Here is a 14,817-nt window from a genome sequence, read left to right on the forward strand (position 1 = left end):
ATAAAAAAGGAGAACAGTATGAAAAAATGGAAATTATTAATCACGCTTCTTGTATTGATATTCGTAGTTTCGTGCAATCCTGGTAAAAAGAGAAGTGAAATGCCAGGTGCAAAATTAAATTTATCACTATTTCCAGAAAAAACATCAAACAATGAGCCTGCAGTGCAAGGCGGAACTTTGCAAGTGGCGATAGTAAAGGATGATCCATTGGTTGGAGTCTTTAATGAGACATTCTATTCAGATGGCTATGATGGCGATATTATCTCAATGTTTTTAAGCTCGGGTATATTTGAAGTGGATGAAAATTTTGAAATAACAGACAAAGGGCCTGCCATTCTTACAGTTGATGCAAAAAATAAAAAAGCTACAATAAAAATAAAAGACGGCATAAAATGGTCTGACGGACATCCTCTAACTGCTGATGACATTATTTTCCCCTATGAAATTGTAGGACATAAAGATTATACAGGGGTGCGGTATACTGAAGAAAGTCAAAAGATTGTTGGAATGAAGGAATATCACGATGGGAAAGCCCCAAATATTTCAGGTATAAAAAAAATAGATGATAAAACAGTGGAAATTTCATTTTTGCAGCTGGGACAAAGCATTTATACAGTTGCAAACGGACTGGTTGGAAATGCACTACCAAAACACTATTTGAAAGGAATTCCAATAAAAGAATTGATTTCATCGGATAAAATTAGAATGAAACCAGTAACATTGGGACCATATAATTTAACAAAAGTTTCACGTGGAGAAAGTTTAGAATTTACAGCCAATCCTTATTATTACAAAGGAAAGCCGAAAATTGAAAAGGCAATAGTGCAAGTAGTAAATTCACAATCTATAGTGGCGGCATTAAAAGCTGGGAAATATGATTTTGTAATGAGCATGCCTGATTCTCTTTACAATAATTATAAAGATTTTAAAAATATAGAAACATTAGGACAGCAGGATTTGTATTATTCGTATTTGGCCTTTAAATTGGGGCATTATGACAAGGCTAAAGGTGAAAATGTGACAGATCCGAATGCCAAGATGTCGGATTTAAGATTACGTCAAGCTCTTGTGCATGCCATAAATGTTGAGGAAATAGCACAGGCATTTTATTTTGGGTTAAGGCAGCAAGCAACTTCATCAATTCCTCCTGTTTTCAAGAAATATTTTCCAAAGGACCTGCAAGGTTATCCATACAATCCTGAAAAAGCAAAGCAATTACTGGATGAAGCAGGATACAAGGATGTAAATGGCGATGGAATCCGTGAAGATAAAAATGGAAAGCCTTTTGAAATAAAGATGGCATTTATGGCAGGAGGCGATGTGGCAGAACCGCTTGCTCAAAACTACATTCAAAGCTGGAAAAAAATAGGGATAAAAGCAGTTCTTACATCAGGAAGATTGCTGGCTTTCCAGAATTTTTACGAAAAAGTGCAGGGAGATTCTAAAGACATAGATGTATTCTTTGGAGCTTGGGGAGTTGGAACAAGTCTAGATCCAACTGGATCAGCAGGAAGAAAATCCCAGCTTAACTTTTCTCGTTTTGCATCAGAAGAAAATGACAGGCTGATAGGTGAAATATTAGGAGAAAAATCATTAACAGTTCCAAATTATAAAGTGGAAGCCTACAAGAACTGGCAAAAATACTATATTGGACAAGCGGCAGAAGTTCCGTTAATGTACAGATATAAACTTTATCCAGTAAATAAAAGGCTAAAAAATGTTTACATTGGATATGATTCATCAAAAAAAGATGAAGGAATTCACAAATGGGAATTGACAGCAGTTGCTCCGATGAGATAGATTTTTGAATTTTATAATAAAATTATTAGAAACCTCATAATTATGGTTTTAGTTCTTGACTTACATAATAATTAAGAGTAAACTTAAAGCAACAAACAATAAAATTGTTTAAAATTTATAAAAAAGTGAGGTAGTAATTTATGAGTAGAGATTTTAACAGTATGGATGATCTTTTTAATCAGTTAATGGGAGGAATGAGAGGTTTTAATTCTGAAAATCGCCGTTATCTGATAAACGGAAGAGAAGTTACACCTGAAGAATTTGCACAATATCGTGCAACGGGACAATTGCCAATAAATAATGAAATGCAGACTCAAGCATCTCAAGGGCAAAATGTTAAACAAGATGGAATTCTTGCAAAACTTGGACGTAATCTTACACAGGAAGCTCGTGATGGAAAACTAGATCCAGTTATAGGACGTAACAAGGAAATTCAGGAAACCTCGGAAATTCTTTCACGTCGTACAAAAAATAATCCAGTTCTTGTAGGTGATGCAGGTGTTGGGAAAACAGCTGTTGTAGAAGGACTAGCTCAAGCCATTGTAAATGGGGATGTTCCTGCCGCTATTAAAAATAAGGAAATTATTTCAATTGATATTTCGGGACTTGAAGCAGGTACACAGTATCGTGGAAGTTTTGAAGAAAATATTCAGAATCTTGTGAAGGAAGTAAAAGAACTTGGAAATGTTATACTCTTCTTTGATGAAATTCATCAGATTTTAGGCGCAGGAAATACTGGAGATGGTGGTTCTAAAGGGCTTGCCGACATTTTAAAACCTGCTCTTTCACGTGGAGAACTGACAGTTATTGGAGCAACTACTCAAGATGAATATCGTAATACAATATTAAAAAATGCCGCACTTGCACGTCGTTTCAATGAAGTGAAAGTAAATGCTCCATCAGCGGAAGATACTTATAAAATACTTCAAGGAATTCGTAATTTATATGAAAAACATCACAATGTAATTTTGCCTGATAATGTTTTAAAAGCAGCAGTTGATTTCTCAATACAATATATTCCACAACGTAGCTTGCCAGATAAAGCAATTGATTTAATTGATGTGACGGCAGCACATTTGGCTGCTCAACATCCTGTAACGGATGTTCATGCAGTAGAACATCAAATTGAAGAACAGAAAGTAAAACAAGCTGAGGCAGTAAAATCTGAAGATTATGAAGCTGCACTTAATGCAAAAAATCGTATTGAGGAATTAGAAAATAAAATAAAAAATCATACTGAAGATATGAAAGTTACAGCAACAATAAATGATGTGGCTGAATCTGTAGAAAGAATGACAGGAATTCCCGTTTCTCAAATGGGAGCAAGTGATATTGAACGTCTAAAAGGAATGAACAAACGTCTAAAAGCAAAAGTTATCGGTCAGGATAAAGCAGTTGAAGCAGTTGCGCGTGCAATTCGTCGTAACCGTGCAGGATTTGACGAAGGTAACCGTCCAATTGGAAGTTTTCTTTTTGTAGGTCCTACAGGTGTCGGGAAAACTGAACTTGCAAAACAACTAGCACTTGATATGTTTGGAACTAAGGATGCTATTATTAGATTAGATATGTCAGAATATTCTGATAGAACTGCAGTTTCAAAACTTATTGGAACAACGGCTGGATATGTTGGATATGATGACAATAATAATACTTTGACTGAAAGAGTACGTCGTAATCCTTATTCAATTATTCTTTTGGATGAAATTGAAAAAGCTGATCCGCAAGTTATAACGCTTCTTTTACAAGTATTAGATGATGGACGTTTAACTGATGGACAGGGAAATACTGTAAATTTTAAAAATACTGTAATTATAGCTACTTCAAATGCTGGATTTGGATATGAAAAAGGACTTGTTGAGAATGCAGACAAACAGGAAATTATAGAAAGATTGAAACCATACTTCCGTCCAGAATTTTTAAATCGGTTCAATGCTGTGATTGAATTTTCGCATCTTAATAAAAAAGACTTATCACAAATTGTTGATTTAATGCTTATTGAAGTAAATAAAACTCTTTCTAAAAAAGAAATTGATTTAGCTGTATCTGATGCAGCAAAAGAATTTTTGACAGAAGAAGGATATGATGAAGTTATGGGAGTACGTCCGCTACGTCGTGTAATTGAACAGCAAATACGTGATAATGTGACTGATTTCCATCTTGAAAACCTTGATGCAAAACATCTTGTTGCTGATTTGGAAGATGGTATTTTGGTTATTAAGGAAAAATCAGAAACAGATAAGAAAACTGAAGAAAAAAAAGTGTCTAAAAATAAAAAATCTTTAAAAAAAGATACTGAATAGTTGATAATTTAAAGTTTAATACGTAAGAAATAAAGACTCTAACTAAAATTACTTGGTTAGAGTTTTTTTGTAACATAGATTGTATAATATATTGCGACAAACTGAAAAAATATAAAAACTCATGATAATTTCGTGTTAAAATGTTAGTAACGACAAAAACATTAACGAAAGGAAATATATCATGAGCCATAAATATTTTACCATAAATGAAAGAAATAAACTAGAGGTCCTACTAAAAGAAAATTACAGAATTTCTAAAATTGCCAAAATCCTTAACAGGCACAGGGTTACCATTTACCGTGAAATCAAAAGAATTGATGGCGAATACTCTTCTGAGAATGCTCAGGCAGATGCCAGTACAAAATCTGCTAATAAAGGAAGAAACTCAAAAATTACTACTGAATTGAAAAATCTGATAGAGGACAGGCTCTGCAAAACCTGGTCGCCTGAACAAATTGCTGGCAGGGAACTAAAGGGGAGACTGTCATTTAAAACTATCTATAACTGGCTGTACAGTAATTTTCTGGATGTTTCCCTGAATGTCTTGAGAAGAAAAGGAAAGAAAGCGAAAACTAAGGAGACGAGAGGAAAATTCAATATTGGGAAGTCAATTGGCGACAGACCGGAAGAAGTCAGGAAAAAAGAAGTTTTTGGGCATTGGGAGCTGGACTCGGTAGTTTCAGCAAGAGGAGAAAGCAAAGCCTGCTTTGCGACATTTGTGGAATTGAAGACACGGTTTTATGTGGCAATAAAGATGAAAGATAGAAGTAAAAGTTCAATGCTGGAAGCAATAAGACGGCTGACAGCCGGTATTCCAGAAGGAGCATTCAAGACTTTCACATCAGACAGGGGGAAGGAATTTTCATGCTGGGAAGAAGTGGAGAAGATGGGAATAGATTTCTATTTTGCAGATCCTTACTGCTCATGGCAGAGAGGCTGCAATGAAAACAGCAACGGCCTTCTAAGAGAATTTTACCCAAAGAAGACCGACATATCAAAAATAGACACAGAAGACTTGATAAGAACCTTAATGCTGATAAACTCAAGACCAAGAAAATGTTTAAACTATGCAACGCCATTTGAAAAATTTTTACACGAAATTAGTTTTTAAAAAAAATTTGGTAAAATGTCGCAATTAATATTGCAATTTATGGTAAGGAAAGCAAATTTATCTTTTTTTACTTAACGTATTGTTTATATAAGAAAGTTTTATTTTATAAGAGTAAGTCAAAAAAGGCGATTTAACTGAATAATATTAAGAATAAAGTTTAGAATATTCATTATACAAAATTAAGATAATGGATAAATGATATTAATTTTAACAAAAAGTATTGAAATAATGCTAAAAAAGTGGTAAAGTGAAGTGGAAATAAAATATTTAGGAGGAAATATGAAAATTGACAAAGCTGAATTAAAGGACAATATTCTTAGGGAACTGAGAAGGCAATATGGGAAAACTCTTGAAGAAGCTCATGAATTTGAGTTATATAATGCGATTTCAAAAGTAGCTTTGGACTACGCAATGGAAAAATGGTACAATACTAAAAAAACTTATGCTAAGAAACAGGTAAAACAAACGTACTATTTTTCAGCAGAATTCCTAATGGGAAGATTTTTGGGGAATAATCTGATTAATTTGCAAATTAATGACGTTATAAAAGAAACATTGAATGAATTAGGCGTAGATATTAACAAAATTGAAGACCGTGAGATGGATGCAGGACTTGGAAATGGAGGGCTTGGAAGACTTGCTGCATGTTTTCTAGATTCGCTTGCAACATTGGCATTACCAGGACATGGATATGGACTTAGATACAAATACGGAATGTTTGAGCAAAAAATCGAAAATGGGTTCCAAATGGAATATCCAGATGACTGGACAAAATATGGGGATCCTTGGTCAATCAAAAGAATGGACAGAGTATTTGAAGTAAAATTTGGCGGGCAAATTGAGGTTCATCGTGATGAATTTGGGAAAGAATACTTTAAACGTGTAAATACGGAAACAGTTCATGCTGTACCTTATGATGTGCCAGTTATCGGTTATGGAAACGATACTGTAAATACGTTGAGATTGTGGGAAGCAAGATCTCCTGAAGGATTTGACTTAAAATTATTCAATGATCAGACTTATTTACAAGCTTCTGCAAAAGCAGTTCAAGCTGAAGATATTTCAAGAGTACTGTATCCAAATGATACTGAAAAAGATGGAAAACAATTAAGATTAAAACAGCAGTTCTTCTTTACATCGGCTTCATTGCAAGATATTATCAGAAGATATAAATCTGTATTTGGAAACGATTTTTCTAAATTTGCAGACAAAGTTGCAATTCAGTTAAATGACACTCACCCAGTAGTTGCAATTCCTGAATTGATGAGAATTTTTCTGGATAAGGAAAAATTAGGATGGGATGAAGCTTGGAATATTTGTAAAAATGTATTTGCTTACACAAACCATACAATCTTGTCAGAAGCATTGGAAAAATGGGATATTTCACTATTCCAGCCATTACTTCCAAGAATTTATCAAATTATCGAAGAAATCAATAGAAGATTTGTCGCAGAATTACAGCAAAAATATCCAGGAGATTGGGAAAGAATCAACAAAATGTCAATCATTGGAAATGGACAAGTTAGAATGGCATGGCTTGCAATCGTAGGATCGCACAAAGTAAACGGAGTTGCGGCACTGCATACAGAAATTCTTAAAAACAGTGAATTAAAAGAATGGAATGAATTATATCCTGAAAAATTCCTAAATAAAACAAATGGAATTACTCAAAGAAGATGGCTATTAAAAGCAAATCCTGAATTAGCAGCGTTAATTACTGAGTTAATTGGAGACAAGTGGGTTACAGACTTATATGAACTTAAAAAATTGGAGCAATACTTAGATGATGACAACATATTAAATAGAGTTTCTGAAATCAAATTGCATAATAAGGAAAGATTGGCTAAATATATAAAAGATACTACAGGAATCGAAGTAAATCCTCATTCTATCTTTGATATTCAAGTTAAGAGACTGCACGAGTATAAAAGACAGCTATTAAATGTACTTCATATTATGGACCTGTACAACAGATTAAAAGAAAATCCGTATTTGGATGTTGAGCCAAGAACATTTATCTTTGGAGCAAAATCAGCTGCTGGATACAGACGTGCAAAAGGAATTATCAAATTAATCAATGCCGTTGCAGAAAAAGTAAATAACGACAGCGACATTAACGGAAAAATCAAAGTTGTATTCCTTGAAAACTACAGAGTTTCACTTGCAGAAAAAATATTTCCATCAGCAGATGTATCAGAACAAATATCTACAGCAAGTAAGGAAGCTTCTGGAACTGGTAATATGAAATTTATGCTAAACGGTGCATTAACTCTTGGAACAATGGATGGAGCAAATGTGGAAATCGTTGAAGAAGTTGGACTTGACAATGCCTTTATCTTTGGACTTTCTGCACAGGAAGTTGAAAATTATCAAGCACATGGAGGGTATAATCCATTTGACGAATATAACAGCGTAGAAGGACTTAAAAAAGTTGTGGATCAGTTAGGTGACGGAACTTATGACGATAATCATACAGGAATCTTCAGAGAACTACAAAATTCATTATTATACGGAGTAGATGGTTCTCGTCCGGATGTATATTTCCTATTAAAAGATTTCGCATCGTATAGAGAAGCTCAAGATAGGCTTCAAAATGCCTTCAAAGATAAAAGAGAATGGACTAGAAAAGCTCTTAAAAATATTGCAAATGCAGGTAAATTCAGTTCAGACAGAACAATTGCCGAATATGCAAAAGAAATTTGGAACATTGAGCCAGTTGAAGTTCAAGATTATATAGAAGATTAATTTTCTTATGTAAAAAACAGCTCTAAAATTACCAATACTGAAGTAAAGTTAATTCTGAAAAAATTTAGACAGGCTGGAAAATAAGGACTGCTTCATTATGAAGCAGTTTTTTTAGTTATATTCTGTTAACCTGTTCGATAATTATATAATACTAAATCCCATTTCAAAAATAGAAAAAACTATTATTAATCATAATACTTATAAATAAAATTATAAAAGTCTTTAAGACGGATACTTAATGATTAAATTTAATTAAAAGAATATTTTAACAGCCACATAGATTATATAATAGTATAATCTTCTAAAAAAGACTCTAATTCCATGGATTTTCTGATTTCTGTTACTTGAATGGGAAATAGTATTATTTATGCTGAACTGATAAAAGTGGGTAATACTAGAATATAGACTTAATAGTTATAATTTTTTAATGACTTTGTTATAGTTTGACAATACAAATATAATGTGATAACATTAATTAAATAAACTAAAAAAAAGGGAAGTGATTTGAATGAATGAATTGATAAAACAATTGCAAAATAGACGTTCTGTAAGGGAATTTACAGGAGAAAAGATAAAAGAAGAAGATTTGAAGACAATACTTGCAACAGCTCAAAGAGCTGCGAATTCAGTTAATGGACAGCAAACTTCATTGATTGTTGTAAGAGATAAGGAAAAATTGGCAAAAATTGCAGAACTTTGTGGAGGACAGAAGCATATTGCACAGGCTGACGCTTTTGTATTTGTATTGGTTGATTTTCATCGTGGAGTTTATGCATCAAATTCTCTTGGCAAGAGAAATATCGCTCCAAAATCTGCGGATGGAATTCTAGTTGGTGCAGTAGATGCGGGAATTGTTGTAAATGCCTTGCAGACGGCAGCTCTTGCTCTTGGATATGGAAGTACTGTGATTGGTGCAATTAGAAAAGAAACAAAAGAATTTATAAAAATGCTTGGATTACCAGAATATGTATTCCCAATAGTAGGAAGCACACTTGGAGTGCCTGTGGAAAGAAAATTAACTAGAGTAAAACCAAGAGTTCCATTAGATACATTTGTGTTTGAAGACACCTATGATGCGAAAAAAGTGGAGGAAGGAGTGGAATTTCACGAAAAAGACACAGTGGCTTGGCGTGAAGAAAATGGAACACCACAATTACCTTCGTACAAGGAAATGATTGTAAGAATATATGAAAATTTCTATAACACATCAAAACAGGACTTGGAAGGTCAAGGATTTAAATTTGCTGATGAATTGGACGAGAAATAATTAAGAAAATATTTTTTTTAATTAAATGAAAAATAGGAGAAATTATAAATTTATTTAATTTTTATCATTTAATCTGGTTTAGTTTTAAAAGTAAAGTGGGAAAGAGAAAAGATTATGAATTTTTTAGCACATTCACTAATTTCGCTCGAAATTGATGAGCAGGAAAATAAAAAGACATTATATGGAAATTTTGCGGGAGATTTTTATAAGGGACTAATTAATAAAATAGAACTTCCTGAAGAATTGAAAGAGGGAATTGTCCTGCATCGGATAATTGATGGAATTTCTGACAGGAATGAGAATTTCCTGAATGAACTGCTTGCGGAAAAATTTGGGATTTTTAAAGGGATTGTGTCAGATATGTTTATCGATCATTTTTTAGCTCAAAATTTTGATAGGCTATTCAATGAAAATATTAATAATATTGAAAAGAAAATACTGTATAATATATCTAAAAATCAAAGTTTTTTTTCAAAAAAATTCGCAGGAACATTTACATGGATTAAAAATGAGAAAGTAATGTCTAATTATAAAGATATAGATTTTTTGGAGCGGGCGTTTTATGGAATTTCTAAAAGAGTCAGAAAAGGGGAAATTTTAAGGATGGCTGTAGAGGAGCTGGAAAAAAATTACAGTTCCTTTGAAGAAAAATCTATAAAAGAATTTTTTTATGTAAAAGAAAAAAGTATAAAAAAATTTATAAATATGTGAATAAGAAAAAATTGATTTTATAAATTGGAGAAAGAAGGAGAATGGTGAAGTTTATGAAAGTAAAAAAAATATTGATGGGATTAATGGTTCTAGGAGGGCTGGCGGCTGTACCAAATATAGTGAATGCGGCACCGTCTACAAAGGAAGCCGCGCAAGTTAAGAAGTATGATTCATTGAAAACAGCTGCAACAGATTATGCAAAAGCTTTGCAGGAAATATCAAATTACGGCTCAAGAAAGATGTTGAAGTCAATAAATCCAGATGTGGATAAATATGTAGCAAAAGCAAATAATTCAGCATTAAAGAAACAATGGGAAGAGTCAAATACGATGCTTATTGAACAATTTGAAGTTTCTGTATATCAAGTGAATGAAAATGGGAATAACGGGGAAGTTGTATTTTTAGTAAAAGGATACGATGAAAAGGCTTTGGATAAGTATTTAGGAGACAATGCGAGCAAATATGTAACAAAAGTTGATAATAGCAAGGATGAAGTGGAAGTTGATATTGAAAAATATATAAAATTACAATATGATTATTTGAAAAAAACTAAGAAAATAAATTTAGCAACATCAACAGTTAAATTTGTAAAGGGCAGCGACAATAAATGGCAAGTTGTAAAATAATGTATTTATTTTGATAGAGTGATTAGTAAGTTTGATATTTTTTGGATTTTTATATAAAAGTTATTAAAAGTGTGTTGTTTATCACACTTTTTTTTCTGCAAATATGTTAAAATAGGTTTGAGAATCAAAATATAATTGAATCTTTTTTGTCAAATTAGCAAAATAAATATTTCTGAGTGCAGATAAGAATAGCTATAATTTAAAAATTTGGCATGAAGTGTTACTATGTGTATATTATTTAAGCAGTAAAATTATATAAAATTTGATTTTAAAATTTTAACAAAAAAGTTTTATTTGGTTGAAAAAAGATTATAAAAAATAGAAGGTGGTTATTATGGCACAGGATATGAAAAATTATCTGAAATTAGATCTTGAAAAAATTGAGAAAATGACTCAAATAAAAAAAGATTATATTGAAGGAAAGACTGACTTTGAGGCTACTAAAAAATTAATAAAAGAGAATTTTGACAAGATGACGGCAAGCGAATTTGCTTATTCAGAGCAGAAAATTAAAGAACTTGGATTTGATGATAATACGGTTCATGATAAGATGAATGATGTTTTAGGGCTTTTTGAGGATATTATTGTGAAGGATGAATTTGACTTGCCTGAGGGGCATCCGATAAATACGTATATTTTGGAAAATGAAGCAGCTAGAAAGCTGATTGCGGAAATGAAAGAAGAGTTTGGGAAAAAGTTTATAAAGAACAGATGGCTTGAACTTTATGAAAAATTATCTCAATTTAACCCCACACATCTTGCAAGAAAACAGCATCAATTATTTTCAATATTAGAGAAAAAAGGGTTTGACCGTCCATCAAGAATAATGTGGAGCTTTGATAATAACGTGAGAGATAGCATAAGTGAAGCATATAAATTACTTGAAAATGATAAAATTGAAGAATTTTTGGAAAAACAGGAAAATGTGTGGGAATTGACGCTTGATATTATGCATAAGGAAGAAGAAGTGCTTTTTCCAACTTCGATGAAAATGATTAGTGAAGAAGAATTTAAGCAAATGCGTGCAGGAGATGACGAAATTGGATATTTCCTGATTGATAAGCCAACTGGATTTTATCCTGAAAATAATGAGAAACAAGATGACAAGAGTATTCAGAGCATAAAAGAGGAAACTGTAAAATTAGAAAACACTATTGAAAATAATCAAAATGCTGGAAACTTTATGAATGACCTTGCAAGTCTTATGGCAAAATATAATATGGGAAGCCAAAATAATGAAAATGAAGTTTTTGATGTGAAGCAGGGGAAATTAACGCTTGAACAGATTAATCTTATTTTTCAGCATATGCCTGTGGACTTGTCTTTTGTGGATGAAAATGAAATTGTGAAATTCTATACGGACACTAAACATAGGGTTTTCCCAAGAAGTGCAGGAGTTATAGGGCGTGATGTTAAAAACTGCCATCCAAGAGAAAGCGTCAGTTCGGTACTGGAAATAATAGACGCTTTTAGAAAAGGGGAGCAGGACGAGATTGATTTTTGGCTAGAAATGCGTGGAAAATTCATTTATATCTATTATGTGGCTGTAAGAGATGAAAATGGAGTGTTTAAAGGTGTTCTGGAAATGATGCAGGATGTTACTAGAATTAGAAGTCTTACAGGAGAAAGAAAACTTGTGACTTGGGAAAATAAAGTTAAAGATGAAAAAAAAGAAGAAGCTGGTGAAGTATTTACAAGCAAATATAATTTGACTGCAAAAACTGTAATAGGCGATATTGTTAAAAAATATCCGTATATTAAAGAATATATGCCATTAATTTCTCCAGAATATAAACGTCTTTTAGATCCTGTTCAATATATGATGATGTCTAAAATAGCGACTCTTCAAATGATTGCAATGCGTGGGGAACTGGAACTTGATTATTTGATCATGATGATCGAGGCTAAAATTGACGAGGAAGAGAATAAATAGGTTTTAAATTTATTAAAAATAAAGAAAAAGTATCTGTTTGATAATATCATTTGGATACTTTTTTTAACATATTTTTTAAATATCTATAAAAACGAAATATTGACAACGATAATATTTTATAGTAAAATATTTTTATAATCAAAGTATTTTTGGAGAAAAAATTAGCTGAAATTAAAAGATACTTATTTAGAATGAGGAGGAAAACATGTTAAAAAAATTAGCGATTTTAAGTTTTATTGCAGTTGGAATGATGGCATTTGGAGATGATAATGACACATTTAATGTAAAATTGGAAGAATCAGTAGTAACAGCCACGGGATTTGATGATGTGCAGAGCAATCAAATTAAGAACACTACAATTGTAACGGCTCAGGATATACACAACAAAGGGTATAATACTATAGAAGAGATATTGAAACGTACACCAGGTATAAATTTTGTTAATAATGGATTTGGATATATTGTGGATGTAAGAGGGCAGGGAGTTCAGGGAGCTGCTAAAAATGTAAAAGTTCTTGTGGATGGGTCTCCTTTAAACATACTTGATATGTCACATGCAATTTTACCTCTAAATTCAATTTCAGTTGAAGATATTGAAAAAATAGAAATTATTAACGGTGGAGGGACTGTACTTTACGGTGGAGGAACTGCTGGTGGAGTAATTAATGTAATTACAAAGAAAACGCAGGAAGAGCCTGTAAAAAATAAGGTTTACTATCAAAACAGCTCATTTGATACAAATAAATTTGGATTTGGAACAAGCATAAAATTTGCAGATAATTTCTTGTTAGATTTGGGATATGAAAATATTAATGGAAATGGGTATAGACGTGGGGACAAAAGAGATGGTGAGAATTTAAGAGGTGGATTTACATATAACATCGCTGATAATCAGACATTAAGATTTAAAGCTACAAGATACAAGGAAGAATCAAAAGAATCTGACGGTATAACTAAAACTCAGTTAAATAATGATAGAAAACAGGCAGGAACAACTTTGACAGAATCTGATTTGGATAGAACAGAATACAGCCTAAATTATGAAATTAAGCCTACTGACAATTTAACTTTCTCATTGTTAGGATACAATCAGAAAACAATTAGAGATTATGATCAGGAAGCTCCAGCTGGAAGAATGACTCATAAGACTGATGGACAGTTTAAAGATAGAAAAACTGGCATTGACTTAAAAGGTAAATATAACTATGGTTCAGGAAATGTAATCTTTGGATACGAATATATAAAAAATAATTCAAACAGAAGTTCTTATGGTGCAATGTATATGAGAAACAGAAGATTATTCCCAACATCTACTGTAGACATTGATTTGCAAAAAAATACTCATTCAGCGTTTATTCAAGGAAGACATTCTCTTACGGACAAGCTTGAGGGAACTTTAGGTTACAGATACGAACATGCTGATTACGATATTCACAGAACAGATGGAAGAAATGTTATAAATAAAAACACTAAAAAAAGCAATAATGCTTATGAAACAGGATTGAATTTTAAATATTCTGATACAGGAAATGTCTATGCAAAATATGAAAGAGGGTACAGATCTCCAAGTCCAACGGAAATGGTTGATAAATCAACTACAAGAGGATATGTACTAAACAATCTGAAGTCTGAAAAATACGATACTTATGAAATTGGTATAAAAGATATGATTGGACCTTCATTTGTAAGCTTGACAGGATTTTATACTAAGAAAAATGATGAAATTTTAATTAATATGCCAGGCGGACATGGATTAAACTGGACATATAAAAACTTGCAGGAAACAGAAAGAAAAGGAGTAGAGTTGTTTGCAGAACAATATTTTGGGACATTTAGACTAAATGAGTCAGTTTCTTATGTGGATGCAAAAATTAGCAAAGGTACAGATAAAAACAAAAAAATACCATATGTATCAAAAACAAAAGCAACTTTAGGAGCAAATTACGAAGTTCTGACAGGATTAAACCTAACAGCTGACCTCAATTACTTCTCAAATTCTGTAGATGGAAACTATGAAAAAATAAAAGGTTATTCTACAACAGATTTAGGAGTAAGTTATGCTCATAAAACAGGTTTAGGAGTCCAAGCAGGAGTTAAAAACTTATTCGATAAAAAATATTACAGATATAAAAATGGAGATTCATATATTCCAGAATCTGAAAGAACATATTATGTTGGTGTAAGTTACAACTTCTAGAAATGATTTTAAATACGGAAAGCGACAGTCAAGCAATTGTTATAAAGTTGTTTGGCTGTATTTTATAAATAAATTTTTTATATAAGTTATTGTACTAAGTTTTAAAATATTTTAGTTAATAATTATT

At 32.1% G+C, this 14,817-nt stretch carries 9 protein-coding genes; all 9 read left to right on the forward strand.

What is annotated here, in order from left to right; translation table 11 throughout:
• Window positions 1-18 precede the first annotated feature (18 nt).
• Entirely contained in the window at window positions 19-1,800 is a 1,782-nt protein-coding gene (locus tag FVE77_RS03265) for an oligopeptide ABC transporter substrate-binding protein (protein ID WP_026745632.1), read from the forward strand.
• A gap of 140 nt (window positions 1,801-1,940) precedes the next feature.
• Entirely contained in the window at window positions 1,941-4,100 is a 2,160-nt protein-coding gene (locus tag FVE77_RS03270) for an AAA family ATPase (protein ID WP_026745633.1), read from the forward strand.
• Window positions 4,101-4,281: 181 nt separating this feature from the next.
• A complete protein-coding gene (locus FVE77_RS03275) occupies window positions 4,282-5,211 on the forward strand; it encodes an IS30 family transposase (protein ID WP_146967808.1) in 930 nt (309 codons plus the stop codon).
• Between the two features lie 279 nt (window positions 5,212-5,490).
• Window positions 5,491-7,956, forward strand: coding sequence for a glycogen/starch/alpha-glucan phosphorylase (locus FVE77_RS03280; protein WP_026745635.1), 2,466 nt, complete (start codon window positions 5,491-5,493; stop codon window positions 7,954-7,956).
• A 508-nt stretch (window positions 7,957-8,464) separates the two neighbouring features.
• Window positions 8,465-9,223 (forward strand): nitroreductase family protein, encoded by a 759-nt coding sequence (locus FVE77_RS03285; RefSeq protein ID WP_026745636.1) that lies wholly within the window; start codon window positions 8,465-8,467, stop codon window positions 9,221-9,223.
• 114 nt (window positions 9,224-9,337) lie between these two features.
• Window positions 9,338-9,934, forward strand: a complete 597-nt coding sequence (locus FVE77_RS03290; RefSeq protein WP_026745637.1) for an ACP phosphodiesterase — start codon at window positions 9,338-9,340, stop codon at window positions 9,932-9,934.
• Between the two features lie 53 nt (window positions 9,935-9,987).
• Window positions 9,988-10,560 carry a hypothetical protein gene (locus tag FVE77_RS03295; protein WP_231370746.1) on the forward strand — a complete coding sequence of 191 codons (573 nt, stop codon included), beginning with the start codon at window positions 9,988-9,990 and terminating at the stop codon, window positions 10,558-10,560.
• Window positions 10,561-10,894: 334 nt separating this feature from the next.
• Window positions 10,895-12,493: a PAS domain-containing protein gene (locus FVE77_RS03300; protein WP_026745638.1), complete on the forward strand. Its 1,599-nt coding sequence runs from the start codon at window positions 10,895-10,897 to the stop codon at window positions 12,491-12,493.
• Window positions 12,494-12,698: 205 nt separating this feature from the next.
• A complete protein-coding gene (locus tag FVE77_RS03305) occupies window positions 12,699-14,690 on the forward strand; it encodes a TonB-dependent receptor (protein ID WP_026745639.1) in 1,992 nt (663 codons plus the stop codon).
• The last annotated feature ends 127 nt before the right edge of the window (window positions 14,691-14,817 follow it).

It is taken from the genome of Leptotrichia hofstadii (assembly GCF_007990525.1).
Classification (GTDB): Bacteria; Fusobacteriota; Fusobacteriia; order Fusobacteriales; family Leptotrichiaceae; genus Leptotrichia; species Leptotrichia hofstadii.